General features: G+C 65.0%; 19 protein-coding genes. 13 read left to right on the top strand and 6 right to left on the bottom strand.

Annotated elements, in window-relative coordinates; all coding sequences use genetic code 11:
* Positions 1-12: 12 nt before the first annotated feature.
* Both CXY83_RS13675 and CXY83_RS13670 read right to left on the bottom strand, forming a co-directional pair.
* A complete protein-coding gene (locus tag CXY83_RS13675) occupies positions 13-699 on the bottom strand; it encodes a response regulator (protein ID WP_104197882.1) in 687 nt (228 codons plus the stop codon).
* Positions 692-2,383, bottom strand: a complete 1,692-nt coding sequence (locus tag CXY83_RS13670; protein WP_233200954.1) for an ATP-binding protein — start codon at positions 2,381-2,383, stop codon at positions 692-694. The genes CXY83_RS13675 and CXY83_RS13670 overlap by 8 nt, the downstream gene beginning before the upstream one ends.
* 198 nt (positions 2,384-2,581) lie before the next feature.
* On the opposite strand from CXY83_RS13670, the gene CXY83_RS13665 reads away from it, so the two are divergent.
* Genes CXY83_RS13665 through CXY83_RS13645 form a run of 5 tightly spaced genes read left to right on the top strand, consistent with a single transcriptional unit; the run spans position 2,582 to position 7,415 of the window.
* The gene (locus tag CXY83_RS13665; RefSeq protein WP_104197881.1) at positions 2,582-3,601 is read left to right on the top strand and encodes a tripartite tricarboxylate transporter substrate binding protein; all 1,020 of its coding nucleotides are present in this window, start codon (positions 2,582-2,584) and stop codon (positions 3,599-3,601) included.
* A gap of 2 nt (positions 3,602-3,603) precedes the next feature.
* Positions 3,604-4,131 (top strand): tripartite tricarboxylate transporter TctB family protein, encoded by a 528-nt coding sequence (locus CXY83_RS13660; protein ID WP_104197880.1) that lies wholly within the window; start codon positions 3,604-3,606, stop codon positions 4,129-4,131.
* Positions 4,132-5,790 (top strand): tripartite tricarboxylate transporter permease, encoded by a 1,659-nt coding sequence (locus CXY83_RS13655; RefSeq protein ID WP_104197879.1) that lies wholly within the window; start codon positions 4,132-4,134, stop codon positions 5,788-5,790.
* 52 nt (positions 5,791-5,842) lie between these two features.
* Entirely contained in the window at positions 5,843-6,343 is a 501-nt protein-coding gene (locus CXY83_RS13650; RefSeq protein ID WP_104197878.1) for a DNA glycosylase AlkZ-like family protein, read from the top strand.
* A 28-nt stretch (positions 6,344-6,371) separates the two neighbouring features.
* The gene (locus CXY83_RS13645; RefSeq protein WP_104197877.1) at positions 6,372-7,415 is read left to right on the top strand and encodes an aromatic acid exporter family protein; all 1,044 of its coding nucleotides are present in this window, start codon (positions 6,372-6,374) and stop codon (positions 7,413-7,415) included.
* Positions 7,416-7,539: 124 nt separating this feature from the next.
* Here the strand turns inward: CXY83_RS13645 and CXY83_RS13640 are convergent, their stop codons facing one another.
* Together CXY83_RS13640 and CXY83_RS13635 are read right to left on the bottom strand one after the other, a co-directional pair.
* On the bottom strand, positions 7,540-8,304 hold the full coding sequence (locus CXY83_RS13640) for an amino acid ABC transporter ATP-binding protein (RefSeq protein WP_104197876.1): 765 nt from the start codon (positions 8,302-8,304) through the stop codon (positions 7,540-7,542).
* Positions 8,301-9,773, bottom strand: coding sequence for an amino acid ABC transporter substrate-binding protein/permease (locus CXY83_RS13635; RefSeq protein WP_233200981.1), 1,473 nt, complete (start codon positions 9,771-9,773; stop codon positions 8,301-8,303). The genes CXY83_RS13640 and CXY83_RS13635 overlap by 4 nt, the downstream gene beginning before the upstream one ends.
* Positions 9,774-9,871: 98 nt before the next feature.
* On the opposite strand from CXY83_RS13635, the gene CXY83_RS13630 reads away from it, so the two are divergent.
* Together CXY83_RS13630 and CXY83_RS13625 are read left to right on the top strand one after the other, a co-directional pair.
* Entirely contained in the window at positions 9,872-10,900 is a 1,029-nt protein-coding gene (locus CXY83_RS13630; RefSeq protein ID WP_304466252.1) for a LysR family transcriptional regulator, read from the top strand.
* 159 nt (positions 10,901-11,059) lie between these two features.
* Complete coding sequence (locus CXY83_RS13625; RefSeq protein WP_104197873.1) at positions 11,060-12,112, top strand: FUSC family protein; 1,053 nt, start codon at positions 11,060-11,062, stop codon at positions 12,110-12,112.
* Positions 12,113-12,207: 95 nt separating this feature from the next.
* On the opposite strand, the gene CXY83_RS13620 is transcribed toward CXY83_RS13625, so the two are convergent.
* Positions 12,208-13,242 carry a nitronate monooxygenase family protein gene (locus tag CXY83_RS13620; RefSeq protein ID WP_104197872.1) on the bottom strand — a complete coding sequence of 345 codons (1,035 nt, stop codon included), beginning with the start codon at positions 13,240-13,242 and terminating at the stop codon, positions 12,208-12,210.
* A 178-nt stretch (positions 13,243-13,420) separates the two neighbouring features.
* Here CXY83_RS13620 and CXY83_RS13615 point away from each other — a divergent pair, with 178 nt between their 5' ends.
* Positions 13,421-13,711 carry a DUF4287 domain-containing protein gene (locus CXY83_RS13615; protein ID WP_104197871.1) on the top strand — a complete coding sequence of 97 codons (291 nt, stop codon included), beginning with the start codon at positions 13,421-13,423 and terminating at the stop codon, positions 13,709-13,711.
* 142 nt (positions 13,712-13,853) lie between these two features.
* On the opposite strand, the gene CXY83_RS13610 is transcribed toward CXY83_RS13615, so the two are convergent.
* The gene (locus CXY83_RS13610; RefSeq protein ID WP_104197870.1) at positions 13,854-14,414 is read right to left on the bottom strand and encodes a YceI family protein; all 561 of its coding nucleotides are present in this window, start codon (positions 14,412-14,414) and stop codon (positions 13,854-13,856) included.
* A gap of 233 nt (positions 14,415-14,647) precedes the next feature.
* Between CXY83_RS13610 and CXY83_RS13605 the strand changes: the two genes are divergently transcribed.
* From CXY83_RS13605 to CXY83_RS13585, 5 genes are all read left to right on the top strand, one after another.
* Positions 14,648-15,469 carry an oxygenase MpaB family protein gene (locus CXY83_RS13605; RefSeq protein ID WP_104197869.1) on the top strand — a complete coding sequence of 274 codons (822 nt, stop codon included), beginning with the start codon at positions 14,648-14,650 and terminating at the stop codon, positions 15,467-15,469.
* A 7-nt stretch (positions 15,470-15,476) separates the two neighbouring features.
* Entirely contained in the window at positions 15,477-15,965 is a 489-nt protein-coding gene (locus CXY83_RS13600; protein ID WP_104197868.1) for an Lrp/AsnC family transcriptional regulator, read from the top strand.
* A 109-nt stretch (positions 15,966-16,074) separates the two neighbouring features.
* Positions 16,075-17,217, top strand: coding sequence for a pyruvate dehydrogenase (acetyl-transferring) E1 component subunit alpha (gene pdhA, locus CXY83_RS13595; protein ID WP_199184971.1), 1,143 nt, complete (start codon positions 16,075-16,077; stop codon positions 17,215-17,217).
* Positions 17,214-18,233: an alpha-ketoacid dehydrogenase subunit beta gene (locus CXY83_RS13590; protein WP_199184970.1), complete on the top strand. Its 1,020-nt coding sequence runs from the start codon at positions 17,214-17,216 to the stop codon at positions 18,231-18,233. The genes pdhA and CXY83_RS13590 overlap by 4 nt, the downstream gene beginning before the upstream one ends.
* On the top strand, positions 18,233-19,666 hold the full coding sequence (locus CXY83_RS13585; protein ID WP_104197867.1) for a dihydrolipoamide acetyltransferase family protein: 1,434 nt from the start codon (positions 18,233-18,235) through the stop codon (positions 19,664-19,666). Before CXY83_RS13590 ends, CXY83_RS13585 begins: the two co-directional genes overlap by 1 nt.
* Positions 19,667-19,669 lie beyond the last annotated feature (3 nt).

Raw genomic sequence — 19,669 nt, 5'->3', positions numbered from 1 at the left:
CCAGCTGGAAAGTTAGCCGACCACCCAGGCGTAGCGCCGCTGCGGACGGCCGGTCTGGCCGTAGCGCAGGCTGACGGCCGCCTGCCCCGTCGCTACGAGGTATTCCAGGTATTTGCGTGCCACCACCCGAGACAAGCCGAGCAGTTCGGCGCACTCCGACGCGGCCAGGTCTGGTTTGCTGTTAGCCAGGGCCGCAGTGGTCAGCGCAGTCGTCTCCTTGCTCAGTCCTTTCGGTAGCGCGGAGATTGCTCCCGCGGGTGGCACAGCGAACGCGGGTGCGATCATCCGGTCGAGCTCGCTCTGGTTGAGGTCTCCCGCGCGGTCGAGCAGTCGTCGTCTTTCGACGTATCCCGCCAGCCGCGACTGCAGTTCGATGATCTTGAATGGTTTGAGCAGGTAGCTCACAATGCCACCCTGCAGCGCCGCGGTGACCATTTCAGCCTCGCGGGCGGCACTGAGCACGAGAAAGTCCACAGCCCACCCCGCCTCTCGCGCGCGACGGATCACGTCGAGGCCGGTCATATCGGGCAGGAACATGTCGAGGAGGACGAGGTGCGGGGCCTTGTCGACAATCTGGGCGAGCGCGTCCGACCCGGACGCAGCGACGCCGACCACGGTGAAACCGACCTGCTGCGCCACAATGCGTTCATGCGCGCGCGCCACCATGAAATCGTCGTCGACGATGAGCACGTCACACACGGGTCAGCTCCTTCTCCTGAGGTGACCGGGCCGCATCAATCGGGAGCACAGCCTCGAACACGGCACCGTTCTCGGCCCGGTAGCCGACCGATCCCCCGCGACGCGTCGAAACGAGTCGCACAATAGCCAGTCCGTAGCCGTGGGCGTCGGCATCGCCGAGCACCGATTTGCTGGTCACGCCAGTTTCGAAGACCCGGTCGATCAGTGCGATATCGATGCCCGGTCCGGAATCACTCACCGTCACCCGCACGGCACCGGCACCGGTACCTGAAACTGGTTGCACGTCGAGCCGCACACTGCGTTCCCGGGCTCCGGTGACGGCGTCGAGGGCGTTGTCGACCAGGTTTCCGATCACAGTGACGAGGTCGGTGGACAGATCAGCGTCGACCCTGGCCAAAGTCGATTCGGCCGAGAGCACGAGCGTGGCGCCGCGTTCGCGGGCGAGCGAGGTCTTGGCGATCACGAGTGCGGCGACCGCCGGCTCCTGCAGGCGGGTGATGACTGAGTTGTCGAGGTCGGTGCGTTCGCGCGTGACGGCGTCGACGTATTCCACCGCCGCATCGGTGTCGCCGAGCTGTATGAGCATCGAAATGGTGTGCAGCCGGTTCGCGAACTCATGGGTTTGGGCGCGCAAGGTATCGGTAGCCTGCCGGCTGCTGCCGAGATCGTGCTGCAGAGTGACCAGTTCGGTGCGGTCGCGCAGGGTGGTGACAACCTCGGGCCGCGACCTGGGCGGGTGAATGAGCGTCTGGTTGAGCACCAGCAGCACCCCTCTGTTCACGAACACTGTGTCGATGTCGCCGATTTCCTGTTGGCGTAGCGCGCGCACCGCCTCGTCATCGAGGCCGACCGCATCGATCGCCCGGCCTTCCGCGTCAGCGGGCAAACCAAGCAGGGTGCGCGCGCTGTCATTGGCGAGCGTGATGAGTCCGTCGGTGTCGACAGAGATGACCCCTTCCCGGATGCCGTGGATCATGGCGTCGCGATGCTCGACCAGCCGACCGATCTGTTCCGGCTCGAGGCCGAGGGTCTGCCGTCTCACCCGGGCTGCCAGCAGCAACGATCCCACGACGCCGAGCACCCCGGCCACGCCCAGATACGTGAGCAGGTTCGGCGCTGCGGCCTTGAGCAGTTCAGCTACGGCCGGAAACTCGCGGGCGGCCACAACCGAGCCCACGACCTCACCGGAGTTGGACAGCACCGGCACCTGCGCGACAACGTAGTCGTTCGCGCCGATCGGGGCAGCGCCGGCCCAGGCGGCATCAGATTCGTCCGGCGCGGCATCGATGGCCAGGTCGGTCGTGAGCAGCCGCGGATCAGCCGGCGAGGCGATGATTCGGCCCACCGCATCCGTTACGATCAGCTGGTCGACCCCGGTTGTGGTGCGGAGCGCTTCGACCGGAACGGAGTATTGCTGGGGCACCGCCGCAGTGTCGAGCAGGCTGCGCACGAGCGGGTTGGCAGCGGTGTACTCGGCGACCGTCAGCATGCGTCGCTGGGCGCCGCTTTCGAAGCCGCTGCGGGTCTGCTCGATCGAGATGGCCGTGACAGCGACGAGAACGAGGGTGATCAGGCTCAACTGGAAGAGCAACAGTTGGCGGGTCAGGCTCAGGCGGCTTGAACGGATGCCCGACCCGCGCGAGCCCGCCGCCGGCAGTGGTGACGGCGCCTCACGTTTTCGCATCGGGTTCCTCCGGTCGACTCTGGCCATAAGAGATACTCCCTCATCGTGAAGCCAAACCGAAATTATCCGAATCACCCCGCGCGCAACCGCAAGCTACACAACGTTCACTAGAGTCACAAGTTGTGTCTGGCCGGGCACACCCGGCAGGCTGAATTCGGCCAGCAAAGAGGCTCGCCAGAAATCGAAGAGGATTTGAGCATGCCAATCACAGCACGCACCACGCGCACGCGCCGCACGGCGGGCACCGTCTTTCTCGCCGGTGCCGTCGCACTCGCCCTCACCGCCTGCGGAGTCACCAGCGCCACGACCACCGAGACCACCGACGAGGGCCCGATCCAAAACCTACAGGTGATGATTCCCAACGCTCCCGGCAGTGGCTACGACGTCACCGGTCGCGCAGCGGTCAAGGTGATGGACGACCTCGGGCTGGCCTCCGGCACCGAGGTCACCAACCTGGCCGGCGCCGGCGGGACTGTGGGCCTGGCCCGTACCCTCACCGAGACCGGCAACGCCAACTTCATGCTCATGATGGGGCTCGGCGTCGTCGGTGCCGCGTACACCAACGAGGGCGATGCCAAGGTTGCCGACGCGACCCCGATCGCCGGGCTCATCGAAGAAGCCGGCGCCATCTTCGTCGCTGCCGACTCTCCCTACGAGACCATTGACGATCTCGTCACCGCTTGGAAGGCCGACCCGGCTTCCTTCGCCGTCGGCGGCGGCTCCTCCCCGGGAGGCCCCGACCACCTGCTGCCCATGCAGCTTGCCGATGCCGTCGGCATCGACCCCACGGCCGTCAACTACGTGCCCTACGACGGCGGCGGCGAGCTGCTGCCGGCCATTCTCGGCGGCAAGCTGCAGTTCGGGGCCTCCGGCTACGGCGAGTTCCTCGAACAGGTGAAGTCGGGCGACCTGCGCGTGCTCGCCGTCACGAGCGAAGAGCGCGTTCCGGTGATCGACGCCCCCACCCTCACCGAAGAGGGTATCGATCTCGTCTTCACCAACTGGCGCGGGCTCCTGGCCGCTCCAGGGCTGTCGGATGTGGAAATCGCTCGCCTCGTCGACGCCGTCACGGCCATGCACGACAGCGCAGAGTGGAAGCAGGTTCTGACCGACAACAGCTGGACCGATGCCTTCATCACCGGCGACGACTTCAGCACCTTCCTTACCGAGCAGGACACCCGCGTCGCCGACGTGCTGAAGACCCTGGGCCTGGTCTAAGCATGACCGCCCCCAGTGCAGGCGCGGCTTCCGGGCTGCGCGCTCGACTCCAGGGTCGCTCCGAGCTCGGCGTCGCCGCACTGCTCGCCGTGATCGCGATCGTGATCGCGGTCGATACCGCGAACATCCGTGACACCGCCATCAATGCCGGTGTGATGGGACCACGGGTCGTTCCGACGATTATCGCGATCGGCCTGGGCCTCTGCGCGATCGCCCTGGCGATCTCTGTACTGAGGGGCGGCCACGCCGAAGCCGAAGACGGCGAGGACATCGACCTCTCCCAGAAGGCCCACTGGCCGACCGTCTTCGGCCTCGGCGGGCTGATTCTTGTCTTCGCCCTGTCGATGGACTTTCTCGGATTCGTGATCGGCAGCGCGCTGCTGTTCTACGGATCCGCCCTGCTGCTCGGCTCCCGCCGCTTCATCTGGGCACTCGCGATCGGCATTTTTCTCGCCGTCGGCACGTTCTACGGCTTTGTACTGGGCCTCGGCATCAACCTGCCGGCCGGCCTGTTGACGGGAATTCTCTAAATGGACAACCTGACCCTTCTGATGGAGGGATTCAGCAACGCGCTGACCCTGCAGAATCTGCTGTTCGCCCTCATCGGCGTGCTGCTCGGCACCGCCGTGGGGGTGCTACCCGGGATCGGACCGGCCATGACAGTGGCCCTGCTGCTGCCACTCACCTACGCGCTTGATGTGACCGGATCGCTGATCATGTTCGCCGGCATCTACTACGGCGGCATGTACGGCGGGTCGACGACATCGATTCTGCTCAACACCCCCGGTGAATCTTCCTCGGTCGTCACAGCGCTCGAAGGAAACAAAATGGCCAAGGCCGGCCGCGGCGCCCAAGCGCTCGCAACGGCGGCGATCGGCTCCTTCGTGGCCGGAACCCTGGCCACGGGTGCCCTTGTCTTCGTCGCCCCGTTCGTCGTGGCGATCGCTATCGGGCTCGGGGCCCCCTCGTACTTCGCGATGATGGTTTTCGCTTTCATCGCGGTGAGCACCGTGCTCGGTTCGAGCCGCATTCGCGGGCTCGCGTCGCTGTTCATCGGCCTCACCATCGGCTTGGTCGGCCTCGACGGCACGACCGGGCAGCCGCGGCTGACGTTCGGCCAGCCGCTGCTCTCCGGCGGCATCGACGTCGTCGTCATCGCCGTCGCCCTGTTCGCGGTCGGTGAAGCGCTCTGGATTGCTGCGCACCTGCGGCACGGCACCCCCGCGACGATCCCGGTGGGTGTGCCGTGGATGCGCAAGGACGATTGGACACGCTCCTGGAAGCCGTGGCTGCGCGGCACGGTCATCGGCTTCCCGTTCGGGGCTATCCCGGCCGGCGGGGCCGAGATCCCCACCTTCCTGTCCTATGTGACGGAAAAGAAGCTGTCCAAGCATCCGGAGCAGTTTGGCCACGGCGCCATCGAGGGCGTAGCCGGGCCGGAAGCAGCCAACAACGCTTCTGCCGCGGGAACGCTCGTGCCGCTGCTCACCCTCGGCCTGCCCACCACGGCGACCGCCGCCGTGATGATCGCCGCGTTCAACCAGTACGGAATCCACCCTGGTCCGCTACTGTTCCAGACCGAACCCATTCTGGTGTGGACCCTGATCGCGAGCCTGTTCATCGGCAACACGCTGCTTCTCGCGCTCAACCTGCCGCTCGCTCCGCTCTGGGCGAAGCTGCTGCGCATTCCGCGGCCCTACCTCTACGCGGGCATTCTGTTCTTCGCAACCCTCGGCGCCTACGCGGCGGGTATGCAGACCTTCAACATCGGCATCCTGCTCTTGCTCGGTGCCCTGGGTTACACGGCCCGACGTTTCGGTTTTCCGGTGCTGCCGATCATCGTCGGCGCCATCCTCGGACCGGAGATGGAACGCCAGCTGCGCCGCGCGCTACAGATCAGCGCTGGCGACCCCGCTGCGCTTGTGAGCGAACCGGTCGCCGTCGTGGTCTACACCGTGATCGTGCTGTTCCTGATCGGCCCGCCGCTGGTCAAGGCACTGCGCCGTCGCTTCGGACGCGGCGGACCTACCGACGGCTCCCTGGCAGGCGGCGGCACGGATGACACCGATGGCGACGGCGCCGAGGCAGATGACACCGTGGAGTTGGATACCTTCGGAACCCAGACGTCGGACGGAAGCGCCCGGGTGATTCGCGTGGTTCGATCCAAAGTCGGGCGGCGCGAAAAATAGCACATCGGTTGATGTGAGTTACGCTCGGCGCGGGAGTCGGCATACTGGTGTCATGCCAGCTGCCGCCTCCCGCGCCGATGTCGTCCGCCTGCGCCTCCAGGCCCAGGGGCTGGCCGGGGTTCCGCTCCCCGGTGCGGTCGCCGTCGCCGAGCGGATGCTCGCGGTGCAAGCCCAGGACTACCCTGCGGCGCAGTGGGCCCTGGGGGTGCGCTCCCCCGGCGCTACGCTCCATGACGTGCAGGCCCTGATTTCGGCCGGCGAGATCGTGCGGTCGTGGCCGATGCGGGGCACGCTGCATTTCGTTCCGGCCCGCGAACTGGGCTGGATACAGAGCCTCACGACACCGCGACTGCTCGCGAAAACCCGAACGACCAACGAGCGACTCGGCCTCGACCCGGCCGTGCTGGAGCGGGCCCGCGAAGCTGCGATCGCCGCCCGGACTCGGGCCGCGAAAACGCAGCGGGGCTTGGGCCAGGCCGTGCAGGACTACGCCCGGTTTCTTGGCGTGCCCCTGCGGCAGACCCTGGAAGCGGATGCGCCGGCATCCGCTTGACTGACCCGGCCCGGGTTACCCTTGACCAGTGAAACTAACCTCGGCCCTGCGCATCTCCAAACGACTCCCGCTGCTGCAGGTCGTCAAGGTGGCCGTCGCCGTCGCCTTGGCCTGGGTCGTCTCCCAGCTGTTGTTACCGAGCGACCTGCCGATCTTCGCTGCGATCGCTGCCCTGCTCGTCGTGCAGCCGAGCGTCAACCAGACCCTCGGGCGAGCGATCGAACGCACCGCGGGCGTCATCGGCGGTGTCGTCATCGCTTCCACGATCGGTTTCTTCCTCGGCGAGTCCAGCTGGGTCGTTCTCGGCACGATTATGGTCAGCCTGCTCGTTGCCTGGGCGCTGCGCCTGTCCCCGTCGTCGGCGAGCCAGATTCCCATCAGTGCCATGCTCGTACTCGCCCTCGGCGCCACGACACCCGGCTACGCCCTCGATCGAATCTTCGAGACGTTCATCGGAGCAGGAATCGCCCTCGTCATCAATGCCCTCATCGTTCCCCCGGTACTGATTGCGCCCGCCCGCGACGCCGTCGGCCTGCTGGCTCGCGAGCTGGCCGACACCTTCGACCGCATCGCCCGGGCGCTGCTCACCCCACAGAGCCCGATCGACCTGATGGAATTGATGATCAAGGCCCGGCTGCTGCGCCCCATGCTCGCGTCGGCGGAGAAGGCCATCGCGCAGGCCGAGGAGAGCCTCATGCTCAACCCTCGCAAAGCCAAGCTGCGAGTAGCCCTCGACGCCGACCACGACATGATCGAGCGACTGCCGACTCTCGTGACCCGCGCAATCGGCATGACTCGAGCACTGCACGACCACTACGACCCATCACTGCAGTTCGAGCCCACCGTTCAGGCTTTCTCTCAGGAACTAGCCCGGGCGGCGCACGACCTGGGTCTACTCGCCCGCGCCGACGGTGACCGTGAGTCTGTACCGGAGCCGGCCGCGCCCGACGTGCTCGCCCTGACCGCGCCGCTGCAGATCGTGACGCCGCACCCTGACCACTGGATTCTGATCGGATCGCTCATGGAAGACCTGCGCCGGGTGCGCGAAGAAATCGTCGGCGACCGCGCCTAAAACGCCTGCGCAGTAACGGATGCTGCGCGCACCGTGGGTGCAGTATATATCGAGCAGGTGCGTGCTACTTCGGTGCGCGCTCCAGGGGTTACCGCAGCGGCCACCGCACTGGGGCGCGGTGAAACTACAGCACCTTGGAGAGGAAGTCCTGCGTGCGTTCCTGTTGCGGGTTGCCGAACAGCTCGGCCGGGGTGCCCTCTTCGACGATGACCCCGTCGGCCATGAAGATGACCCGGTCGGCGACTTCGCGGGCGAAACCCATTTCGTGGGTGACCACGACCATGGTCATGCCCTCGGCGGCGAGATCACGGATGACCTGCAGCACTTCGCCGACCATCTCCGGGTCGAGGGCGCTCGTGGCCTCGTCGAAGAGCATGATGTCGGGGTTCACAGCGAGGGATCGAGCGATGGCGACACGCTGCTTCTGACCGCCGGAAAGCTGGCCGGGACGGGCGTCTGCTTTGTCGGCGAGGCCCACCCGGTCGAGCAGTTTGAGGGCGGTGGCGCGGGCATCCGTCTTGGATTCCTTCTTCAACTCAACCGGGGCCAGCATGATGTTCTGCAACACCGTCATGTGCGGAAACAGGTTGAAGTGCTGAAAAACCATGCCGATGTGCTGCCGTACCTCGTTGAGGTCGACCGTCTTATCGCCGAGGTTGAATCCGTCGACGATGACCGTGCCGGCGCTGAGCTCGTCGAGCTTGTTCAGGCAGCGCAGAAACGTGGACTTGCCCGAGCCCGACGGACCGATGACACAGACGACCTCGCCCTCGTTGATCTCGACGTCGAGGCCCTTGAGCACCTCGTTGGAGCCAAACGACTTGCGCAGTCCCCTGACGCTGATTTTACTGCCGGCGGGAATTGTGCTGCCGGCGCTGTTCTTGCTCATTTGTTGAACCTCTTGTCGAGCGTGTTGGAGAGCATGGTGAGCAAATTGATGACGATGAAGTACAGCGCGGCCACGATCAGCAGGGTCTCACCGGTGCGAAAGTTCGCGGCGTAAATCTGCTGGCCCTGGTAGGTGAGCTCGGCGAAGCCGATCACCGCCAGGAGAGAGGTGTCTTTCAGCGTCATCACGAACTGGTTGATGAACGACGGCGTCATGATCTTCACGGCCTGCGGTAGCACGACGCGTCGCATCGTCGTGACGTAGCCGAGGCCGAGGCTCCGGCCGGCCTCGGTCTGGCCCGGGTCGACCGACTGGATACCGCCGCGCACGATCTCGGTCATGTAGGCGCCGGCATTGAGGCTCAGGGTCAGTACACCGGCGGTGAGTACGTCGATCGGCTGCCCGGTGAGCTGCGGCAGGCCGAAGTAGAAGAAGAACGCCTGCACGAGCAGCGGGGTACCCCGAAAGATACTCACGTAGATGCTCGCCAAGCCGCGCAGCACGCGACTCTCGGAGACCTTGAAGAACCCGAACAGTACGCCGAGCACGAGGGCGACCACGATCGACAGCCCGGTCGCGAGCAGCGTCAGGCCGAGGCCCTTCATGAGGGCCGGCAGGCTGTCGGACAACAGCCCGAAGAAACCGGATGCCGCGACGGGCACCGGCTGCTCCAGATACGTATCGAGAATGGACTGGTAATCACCCTTGCTTTTCAGCTCGGCCAGACCGGTGTTGAAGGCAGCAAGCAGCTCGGGGTTCTGGCCCTTGTTGACAGCGAAGCCGTAGGAACTGCCCTGTTCCTTCTCGGTGACCGACTTGAGCCCGTTGTTCTGGTTGATGCCGTAGGCGAGGACCGGGTAGTCATCGAAGACGGCGACAGAGTTGCCAGCCTTGACGTCGTCGTACATCGTGGCCGAGTCGGCCAGGGCCTTGACGGTGAAGCCGTACTCGTCTTTGATCGAGTTGGCGAAGGTCTCGCCCTCGCTGCCGCGTTTGGCAACGACGGTTTCACCGGCCAGGTCGGCGTAACCGGTGATTTCGGTGTTGTCTTCGGCGACAGCCATCTGCACACCGGAGTCGAAGTACGGGTCGGAGAAATCGAACACCAGCTTGCGCTCGTCGGTGATCGACATTCCGGCGATGACGCCGTCCACCTGATTGGACTGTAACGCCTGCAGCGCGGCGTCGAAGCCGAGCGACTTGATCTCAACGGTGAAGCCTTGGTTAGCAGCGATGTCACGAATCAAGTCCATGTCGATGCCGGTCAGTTCACCGTCTTCGCGGTACTCAAACGGTGCGAAGGTCGTGTCGGTACCGATAACGTAGGTTTCGCCGGCGACCGATGTCCGGGGCTGGACGTGGCTGCTCGGCTCGCTCGCGGCCACGGCGCTGACGCCCGCGAACCCGCTGGCGAGGGCCAGCAGCGCCGTGACGGCAACCGACAGCTTTCTTGCCCGGGACATATTCATTTTGCGCAAAGGAAAACCATTTCTTGTCGTGCGATCTGCTTGGACTGGCGGCCAGAGAGTTGTTTCGCGCCGATCGACGCTGATCTACCCCAGGGCGGTTGCTGCACACCCTGTCGAAACGAGCCTACCTTGGGGTACACGCCCCACTGATTACCAACGTGAAAGAAGAGCCTATGCGTTTTCGCCAGCTCGAATATTTTGTCGCTGTCGCCCGGGAACGGCACTTCGCTCGTGCGGCCGCCGCATGCCACGTTTCCCAGCCTGCCCTCTCCGCGGCAATCAACAGATTGGAACAGGAGCTCAATGTTTCTTTGATCAATCGTGGTCATACCTTTGAGGGGCTGACGCCGGAGGGCGAACGCTTGGTGATTTGGGCCAAACGAATCCTCGCCGAGCACGACGCTTTCAAGGCGGAGGTGCAGGCCGTCCAGTCCGGAGTGACCGGCGTGTTACGGCTGGGTGTGGTACCGAGTGCCTCGACGACGATCGCGCTGGTGGTGGCCGCGTTCTGTGCTGCGCATCCGTTGGCCAAGGTCCAAATCAAGTCGGGCCTGTCCGCGGCCGAGATTAGCCGGCGATTGCGAAATTTCGAGCTGGATGCCGGCGTCACCTATCTCGATGACGGGGAAGACCCGCGACTCTTCTTCGTGCCGTTGTACGAGGAACGCTATGTTCTCATCGCCTCCGACGAACTCCTTCCAGAGATTCCAGCGACGATGACCTGGCGTCAGGCGTCCGCGCTCCCCCTTGCTGTCTTGACAACGGAAATGCGCAGCAGACAAGTGATCGACGATGCCTTCAGCCAGAACCAGATTCGGATGGAGCCGCAGGTAGAAACAGACTCGATCGCCTCCCTCCACGCGCACATGAAGACAGGCCAGTGGGCCAGCATCGTGCCACATTCGTGGGTGCAAACCATCACACCGTCATCGCGGACCCGCATTGTGCCACTCGTCGATCCCGTCGCCACCGCGCGCGTTGCTGCGGCGATAAGTCCCGCGTCGCCTGGTTCGGTGACCGCACGGGCGTTCGCGGCCGTTGCAGCGCGGCTTTCCCTGGGTGAGCTGTTCGATCGGGGGCTTTCGTCGATCGTGCCCGAAGCGCCCGCGACGCGACTGGCTGATTGATAATGTCTGGTTATCGACTGGTTGAATTCAAGTCTTGGACCGGCGAGGCAAAGCGGTACAGACTGGAGTGAGCGCAGCAGTCGGGCGTGAAACCAGCCAACCGGGTTCTGCTGTTTACGCCGCGCCACCACTGTTCTGTTCGAAAGGCCGTGAGACCCTGTGCGCCCGGTCCTGTTCTACCTGCGCGCACTCGTCAGTGTCCCACCCGCGGTCAACGATCACTGGCCGGCGCTTCGCGTCGGCCTGGGTGTCACCGTCCCAGTATTACTCTTGCTGCTTCTTGGCCACCCTGAGCTGACCATCTATGCCGTTTTCGGTGCTTTCACGGGCATGTACGGCCGTGGTGAAACCCATCAGCTACGGTTGGTGCACCAGACCCAGGCTGCGGCGTTACTGCTGACCGGGGTGACTGTCGGTGTGGCTCTGTCCATCACCCACGTTCAGGCCTGGGGGCTGGTCTTTATCGAGGCACTCCTGGCCGGACTCGGTTCACTCGTAGCCGACAAAATAAAGCTCAGACCCGCCGGGCCATTCTTCGGCATTTTTGCATTGGGAGCCTGCGCGTCGATCCCCACGGTCATCCCACTGTGGACGGCCGCGCTCGTCTGCGCCGCGTCCGCACTCTTTTCCCTGCTGGTCGGGTTCACCGGCTGGTTTGGAAACCGCACCTGGGATTCCACGGCGAGACGCACTACCGAATCTCGCTCCGGACCATGGCTCCCGAAGGCGGGCGTGCACGCCACTCGTTATATCGTCGCCGTTGCAGCCGCCGGTGCTCTCGGCCTCCTCCTGGGAATCGGCCACGCCTATTGGGCTATGGCCGCTGCGGCCGTTCCCCTCGCCGGTGCCGATCTTTCCAGCCGGGTGCAGCGAGGCATCCATCGCATACTCGGGACCTATGCCGGCCTGGGCGTGACGGCTGGTGTGCTGCTGCTGCATCCCGGCACGACCGTGCTGGTTATCCTCGTCATGGCCCTGCAGTTCCCGGCGGAACTATTCATGATGCGCCATTACGGTGTCGCCCTCATTTTTTTCACGCCCGTGATACTGCTGATGACTCAACTCGCCAGCCCGGTCGACCCGGTGTCCCTGCTCGCAGACCGCGGTTTGGAAACCCTTATTGGTGCCGTGGTCGGGATCACCGTCGTTCTGCTGATCCGCGACCGTCTCCCCCGAAGCAACATGGCTCCGGTGAAAAACCCCGCCGCCTGACCAGTCAACGCAGCGCAACCTGCGTGCCGCTCACGACCCCGAAGCGGAGGGTCAGCCCCGTTCCGCCACAACTCATCCGCTGAGCTGGCGCCCGGCTAACGGCGAGCGGTCGCCGCCGTCGCATCGAGCCAGAGGGCCTCAAGAACAGACTGGACAGAACCCGCGGTCGCAGCGCGATACCCGGTGCCGGCCCAGAGGGCGAGCCCGTCGGCGTCACCCCGGCGGGCAGCATCCGCTCGAAGACCCTTGGTGACGTGATGCACCTGGGGGTACTCGCTCGGTGCATCAGCGCCGTGGTTGACGATGAAAGCGTTCAGCAGGGCGCGCGCCGGACGGCCCGAGAAAGCGCGGGTGATCACTGTCTCCGTGAATCGCGACTCGACCAGCGCGTCTTTGTGGGCCTGGGTCGCGCCCGATTCGTCGGTGCGCAGAACGGCCGTGCCGACCTGAACAGCCTCGGCGACGGCCTCAAGCAACCCGGCGATCTGCTCCCCCGAGTGGATGCCGCCCGCCGCGATCAGGGGCAGTGTCGCCTCCGCACGAATCGCCATCATCAGCGCGCCCAATGCGAGGGTGTCCGGTTCGTCTTGCGTCTGGAAGGTCGCCCGGTGTCCGCCGGCCTCCGGCCCCTGCACGCAGAGGGCGTCCACTCCACGCTCCACCGCTTGCAGGGCTTCCGGGACCGAGGTGACCGTGGCGATCAGGTACGACCCGGCCGCGTGCATCCGTGTCACCACATCTGCGGGAGGCAGTCCGAAGGTGAAAGAGACCACCGGAACCTTCTGATCGATGACCACGGCCACCTTCTCGACGAAATAATCGTCGTCCTCGGCGACGATCTCGGAAAACGCGGTTGTGTACTCGTCTGCCAGTGCGTCACGATAGGCCAGAACAGCGGCCCGGTCGGTCAGGGGCGGCTGCGGGACGAACAGGTTGACGCCGAACGCATTCTCGGTGCGCTGCTGCACCTCGATGATCTGCTCGGCCAGGGCCTGCGGGGTTTTGTAGCCGCCCGCCAGAAAGCCGAGACTGCCAGCGTCGCTCACGGCGACCACGAGGTTGGGCGTTGAGGCGCCGCCGGCCATGGGCGCCGCGAGAATCGGAATCTTCAGGTCGTTCAGGGTGAACACGGGAATCTCCTCGTTTGATTAGACCATTGTTCTAATAACTGGACCGGCAATCTAATTCTCGTGTCGCCTGCTCTTATACACGCGACGCACCGGGATTAATGCACGGGCATCATTTCACCCTAGCCCCGCAGTACCGGCTCCCGCATACTGACGAGTGCGCCCGACGTCAGGAGACCCCATGTCATTTCAGGCTTATCTCACCGCGATCGAAGAGAAGACGGGGTTCACGCCGCGCGCGCTGGTCGCCCTCGCGCACGAACGCGGTCTCGACGAACCAACCACGAAGGCCGGCGTCATCGTCGATTGGCTCAAGGCCGACTACGGACTGGGTCGCGGCCACGCCATGGCCCTGGTCTATGTCATCAAGAATGGTGCCACGATCAACGAAAAACATGTCGGCACAGATGGCGTACACCGCGACGAGACTGTCGAGTTGTGGCTTGATGGCAAGGACACCCGCCCGGTCTGAGCCTCGGCAAGCGCAGCGGGGCGCAGTTCGCGGCCATCGCGCAACTTAGCGAATGGCATTCGTTTCTGTCTCACCCAGGAGTCGTGGCTTCTTAACGACACAGGGCCCCACCGAAGTGGAGCCCTGACCGACGACTTACGGGTTACGCGTTGAGCGCGGCCTGCAGTTCGAGGGTGATGGTGACCTTGTCGCCGAGCAGCATGCCGCCGGTTTCGAGGGCGGCGTTGTAGGTGAGGCCGAAGTCTTCGCGGTTGACCTCGGTCTTGGCCGTGGCACCGAACTTGTAGTTTCCGTAGGGGTCTCCGCCGAAGCCGCCGAACTCGAGCTCGAAGGTGGTCGGCTTGGTGACGCCCTTGATGGTGATGTTGCCGTCGACGAGATAGTCACCCTTGACTTCGCGCATACCGGTCGACACGAAGTCGATGGTCGGGTACGTCTCGGCGTCGAAGAAGTCCCCGGTGCGCAGGTGACCGTCACGGCTGGGCTCGTTGGTGTTGATGGAGACGACCTTGGCAGAGGCGGTGACGCTCGTCTCGAGCGGATTTTCACCGGTCACGAAGGTGGCGTCGAAGTCTTCGAAGGTGCCCTTGACTTTGCTGATGACAATGTGGCGAATGCTGAAGCTCACCGAGCTGTGCGTCTTGTCGATGGTCCAGGTTCCGGCCTTGAAGCCGGGGATGCTCGTTGCGGTGCTCTTGCTCATAGAAATTCTCCTCCAGTGTGTGGGCCCAGGAATTGTCGCCCTCGGATACATGCAAGTGCATAGAACTCGGTCGTATTCCCGGGAAGGTAAGAATTTATCTTCCCCTCATTGGGTATGAGGACGAAGCGCGCATGCAGGCCGACCGAATAAACTCAGCGTGTCACGGGGTTCTGCGTGTTTATCGGGAGGTAGCTGTGCGCATAGGTCGTTCCCGCAGGATAGCCCCGAGTCTGATGGGGGTCGCTGGTGAGGGCATCCTGATTGCCGCCGGAGGCCGCGCCATCCTGCTGCAGCTGGCCAATCCGGCCATCGGCCACGGCGTCGCCGATCACAGTCATTTCGCCGATCGTCCCCTCGATCGGCTGAACGGCACGCTCAGCTACGTCTACGCCATCGTGTTCGGCGATGCGGAGCTGGCCGCCACCATGGCGGCGCGGGTCAACCACGCACACGGTCCCGTGCATTCAACCGGCACGACACCCGGGTACAACGCCTTCACCCCCGAGCTGCAGCTCTGGGTCGCCGCGACGCTGTACGAATCGGCCACTCACCTGCACGGCCTGCTCTTCGGTGCGCTTGACGACCAGGCGGCCGATGAGGTCTACCGCGAATACTCTCGCCTCGGCACGTCGCTGCAGGTGCCGCCAGAGCTGTGGCCGACGGACCGCGCGGCGTTTCGCCTGTATTGGAACGAGCAGCTCGCCCTGTTGACAACGGATGCCGCTACCCGCGCCGTCGCGCACGAACTGTTGCACTCGCGCACCGCACCGCTCTGGTATCGCGCCGCCTTGCCCGTGGCCCGCCTGCTGACCGCCGGCCTGCTGCCTCCGAACGTTCGGGTGCTCTTCGACCTGCCCTGGTCGACGCGGCACCAGCGATGCTTTGACCTGGTGCTGGGCGGCATCCGCCTGGTTTATCCGCGGCTGCCGCGCCTAATACGACATTGGCCGAAAAATCACTACCTGCGCCTGCTGCGCACGTCCGGGCTGCGCGCATCGACGCTGCGCGCGTCGGTGCGCGCGTCGGCGCCGCCCGCATCGACGCCGGTAGCATGAGGGTCCAATGACGCAGCCGAAGACACCCCACCCCGGACTCGACGGCGTTGATCGCCAGATCATCGCCGAGCTCAGCCGGGACTCCAGACTGTCCATTCGCCAGCTGGCCCTGCAGGTGCACATCTCCCGCACCGCCGCACACACCCGGGTGCAGAAGCTCATCAGCCATAGTGTGATCACCGGTTTCGGCGCCCAGACCAACCGTAAGGCCCTCGGCCTCAATGTGTCGGCTCTCGTCATCGTGAAGATCGCTGACGTGGCCTGGGGTGATATCGCCGCGCAGCTGGCCGAACTCCCTTTCGTCGAGAAGGCGCAGGCAGTGAGCGGGGACATCGACATTATTCTGACCGTGAGCGCTCCCGACCACGAACAGCTCAGCCAGGCCATTCTTCGCGACATCCACAGCATGCCCGGGGTGATCTCGACCCGGTCGCACCTAATCCTCGACGAGATCGTCGGTCACGCGCCCGGAACTACTCCGGACGCTTGGCACTGAGACACACTTCAGTAATGCCGTTTGGTCGCTGTCTGGCATGTGCACGGCCAATCGTTCACAACTGCAAAAAAGCTGGGTGCGGACTGGCGCAAAGGCGCACCATTGCCTCATGAGCCTCAATGTCGAGAACCCGATCATGACCACCGTGCTACCGGCCCCACCCCTGCGTTTGATCGACGACCTCGGCCGTATGGTCCCGCAAAACGAGAGCGGCGACTTTACCCTGCCGGTCGTGGACACCCTGCTCAGTCTGTACCGGCAGATGGTCATCGCCCGCCGTTTCGACGCACAGGTCACCGCCCTCACCCGGCAGGGTCGCCTTGCCACGTACCCTTCCGCGCTCGGCCAGGAAGCCTGTGAGATCGCCGCGGTCGCCGCGCTCGACCCGCAGGACTGGCTGTTTCCGACCTACCGCGACAGCATCGCGCTGCTCACCCGGGGCGTCGAGCCGAAAGACATCCTCGCCTCATTCCGCGGTGACTGGCACAGCGGCTACGACTATCACACGCACCGCATCGCCCCGCAAGCCACCCCGCTGGCCACTCAGGCGCTCCACGCCGTCGGTCTGGCCACCGCAGCGAAGCTCAAACGCCACAACACCGTGGCGCTGACACTGCTCGGTGACGGCGCCACGAGCGAGGGTGACGCCCACGAGGCGTTCAATTTCGCGGCCGTCTGGCAGGCTCCCGTCGTCTTCGTCGTGCAGAACAACCAGTTCGCCATCAGCGTGCCCCTCGATAAGCAGATGGCCTGCCGCACCATCGCCGACAAGGCGATCGGCTACGGCATGCCCGGCTATTACGTCGACGGCAACGACGTTGCGGCCATGTACGCCGTCATCTCGGCGGCCATGGACCGCGCTCGCACCGGCGGTGGCCCAACCCTGATCGAGGGCCTCACCTACCGCATCGAAGCACACACCAATTCGGATGACCCCACGCGCTACCGAAAGGCGGCCGACGTCGACCTGTGGCGCCACCGAGACCCGATCGAACGTCTGGAAAAATACCTCGTCGCGCAGGGCGCCCTGACCGATGAGGTGCGTGCTTCGATTCTGGCGGCCGCCGAGGAGCTCGCCACCACAACCCGGGACTGCATGACCGAGCAGGCGGTCGTCGACCCGCTGGAACTGTTCGAGCACGTCTACTCCACCCCGCGCACCGCCCTGGCGGAGCAACGCGCCTTTCTGGCGGCCGAACTCGATGGCGACGCTGTGGCATCCGTTGTTGCTCGTGATAAGAGCACCCGATGAGCTCACAGCAGCCCCTGCAGACCGGCACTGCGGTGCGCGTGCCAGAGAACCTCACCATGGCCGCCGCGCTCAACGCCGCCATTCACGATGCCATGGTCGATGATCCGACGGTCGTTCTGTTCGGCGAAGACGTCGGCCCGCTCGGCGGCGTCTTTCGAGTCACCGACGGGCTCTACGCCGAATTCGGCGAAACCCGCGTGAGCGACTCCCCACTGGCCGAAGCCGGCATCGTCGGAACCGCGATCGGCATGGCCATGTACGGCCTGCGCCCCGTCGTGGAGATGCAGTTCGACGCGTTCAGCTACCCGGCGTTTCAACAGATCGTGTCGCACGTGGCCAAGATGCGCAATCGAACGCGCGGCAAAATCCAGCTGCCAATCGTCATCCGCATTCCCTACGCCGGCGACATCGGCGGGGTCGAACACCACTCCGATTCTTCCGAGGCCTACTGGACGGCTACGCCCGGACTCACCGTGGTGAGCCCGTCGAACCCGGCCGACGCCTATTCCATGCTGCGGGGCGCCATAGCAAGCGATGACCCGGTTATTTTCATGGAACCGAAGAGCCGGTACTGGAGCAAGGCTTCCGTGGCCTTGCCGGTGCAGACCGAGCCTTTGAACCGGGCGGTCGTGCTGCGCGCCGGCACCGATGTCACACTCATCGCCTATGGGCCGACCGTGAAGACCGCACTCGCCACGGCCGCGCAGGCTGTCGCTGAGGGGCTCTCGATCGAGGTCATCGATCTGCGTTCGCTCTCACCTTTCGACGACGAAACGGTGGGGGCATCCGTTCGCAAGACCGGCCGCGCTTGCATCGTGCACGAAGCCGCCCAGTTCGGCGGCTACGGCGCCGAGGTCGCCGCTCGCCTGACCGAACGCAATTTCTTCTATCTGGCCGCACCCATTCTGCGCGTCACCGGTTTCGACATCCCCTACCCGTCACCCAAACTCGAGGAGTACTACTTGCCGACCCCGGACCGCATTCTTGCCGCACTGTCGACCTGGGAGTGGTCCTGATGGGCCGCGAATTTCTGCTGCCCGACCTCGGCGAGGGCCTCACCGAGGCCGAGATCGTGGCGTGGCTGGTCGCTCCCGGCGACACGATTGTCATCGATCAGGCTGTGGTCGAGGTCGAATCGGCGAAGTCGATCGTGGAACTGCCATCACCATACGGCGGTGTCGTGGCCAGCCTGTTCGGTGAGCCAGGGCAGATCATCCACGCCGGGCAGGTGTTACTGACCGTGGCTGACGCCGCCACGGCTATGGACGTTCCAGACGTTCCGGTTGCCACAGCGACCGCCGCCACCCCGTCCGAACACTCCGGCGCCGTACTGGTCGGCTACGGCACAACGGAAAGCACCCGGCCGGCCCGCACGGTGGCCGCCGGACGTTTCGGCCGCACGGGAACGCCGAGCGAAACCCACGTTTTTCCAGCGGATGCCGCGGCTTTGCCCGCGCCGACCCTCCCGGTGGCCGCGGCGCAGACTACGCCGACCGCATCCGTCATGACCGGCGTGCTGCACCCGGCCCGCCGCTCCCCCGTCGTCTCGCCGATCGTGCGTCGACTCGCCCGAGACAACGGCTTCGACGCGAGCATGCTCGCCGGCACCGGGCAGAACAACCTGGTGCTGCGCACAGACGTCGACGACTATATTCGCGACCTGACTGCCCGCCCGGCGCCTGCCCGTGCGACGCCCGCCCGTGCGACGACTGCCCGTGCGACGCCTGCCCGCAACGCCGCCCAACCGGCCGATGTGAGTGCCGACATCCGCATTCCCATCACCGGCCTGCGCAAGGCCGTCTCCGCGCGGTTGACGACGTCGCGGCAGGAGATTCCCGAGGCGACGATCTGGCTCGACGTCGACGCAACGGCATTGTTCACCGCCCGCGATCAGTTGCTGACGGCGACCGGGGAGCGGTTCAGCGTGACGGCGCTCATCGCGCGTTTCGTGGTCGCCGGGTTGCGACAGTTTCCGCTGCTCAACTCCTCGGTCGACACCGCGAGCCAGGAGATTTTGCAACACGGCGCGGTGAACCTCGGCATTGCTGCGCAGACCTCGCGCGGGCTGATGGTTCCGGTGATCCACGACGCGCACGCGATGACTACACGGCAGTTGCGCGATTCCCTCGCCGAGCTCGTGGCGCACTCGCCAGACGGCACGTTCCCGCCGAGCGCGCTCACCGGCGGAACGTTCACCCTGAACAACTTCGGATCGCTCGGTGTCGACGGTTCGGCGGCGATCATCAACCACCCGGAGGCGGCGATCCTCGGCATCGGCCGCATGATCGAGCGAGCGTGGGTGGTCGACCACGCACTCGCGGTGCGCACCGTCGTTGAACTGTCGATGGTGTTCGATCACCGCGTCTGCGACGGCAAAACCGCGGCCGGGTTTCTCACCTTTGTGGCTCGCTGCATCGAAAACCCGGTCAGTCTGCTGGCCGACCTGTAGTTC

The organism is Cryobacterium sp. M15 (assembly GCF_002929675.1).
In the GTDB taxonomy this organism is placed as follows: Bacteria; Actinomycetota; Actinomycetes; order Actinomycetales; family Microbacteriaceae; genus Cryobacterium; species Cryobacterium lyxosi.
This window is presented reverse-complemented; position numbering and strand designations above follow the sequence as displayed.

Coding starts and splice junctions, on each gene's coding strand:
- CXY83_RS13670 (WP_233200954.1), bottom strand. CDS start 2,383: ATGCGAAAACGTGAGGCGCCGTCACCACTGCCGGCGGCGGGCTCGCGC.
- CXY83_RS13665 (WP_104197881.1), top strand. CDS start 2,582: ATGCCAATCACAGCACGCACCACGCGCACGCGCCGCACGGCGGGCACC.
- CXY83_RS13660 (WP_104197880.1), top strand. CDS start 3,604: ATGACCGCCCCCAGTGCAGGCGCGGCTTCCGGGCTGCGCGCTCGACTC.
- CXY83_RS13655 (WP_104197879.1), top strand. CDS start 4,132: ATGGACAACCTGACCCTTCTGATGGAGGGATTCAGCAACGCGCTGACC.
- CXY83_RS13650 (WP_104197878.1), top strand. CDS start 5,843: ATGCCAGCTGCCGCCTCCCGCGCCGATGTCGTCCGCCTGCGCCTCCAG.
- CXY83_RS13640 (WP_104197876.1), bottom strand. CDS start 8,304: ATGAGCAAGAACAGCGCCGGCAGCACAATTCCCGCCGGCAGTAAAATC.
- CXY83_RS13635 (WP_233200981.1), bottom strand. CDS start 9,773: ATGAATATGTCCCGGGCAAGAAAGCTGTCGGTTGCCGTCACGGCGCTG.
- CXY83_RS13615 (WP_104197871.1), top strand. CDS start 13,421: ATGTCATTTCAGGCTTATCTCACCGCGATCGAAGAGAAGACGGGGTTC.
- CXY83_RS13610 (WP_104197870.1), bottom strand. CDS start 14,414: ATGAGCAAGAGCACCGCAACGAGCATCCCCGGCTTCAAGGCCGGAACC.
- CXY83_RS13605 (WP_104197869.1), top strand. CDS start 14,648: ATGGGGGTCGCTGGTGAGGGCATCCTGATTGCCGCCGGAGGCCGCGCC.
- CXY83_RS13600 (WP_104197868.1), top strand. CDS start 15,477: ATGACGCAGCCGAAGACACCCCACCCCGGACTCGACGGCGTTGATCGC.
- pdhA (WP_199184971.1), top strand. CDS start 16,075: ATGAGCCTCAATGTCGAGAACCCGATCATGACCACCGTGCTACCGGCC.
- CXY83_RS13590 (WP_199184970.1), top strand. CDS start 17,214: ATGAGCTCACAGCAGCCCCTGCAGACCGGCACTGCGGTGCGCGTGCCA.
- CXY83_RS13585 (WP_104197867.1), top strand. CDS start 18,233: ATGGGCCGCGAATTTCTGCTGCCCGACCTCGGCGAGGGCCTCACCGAG.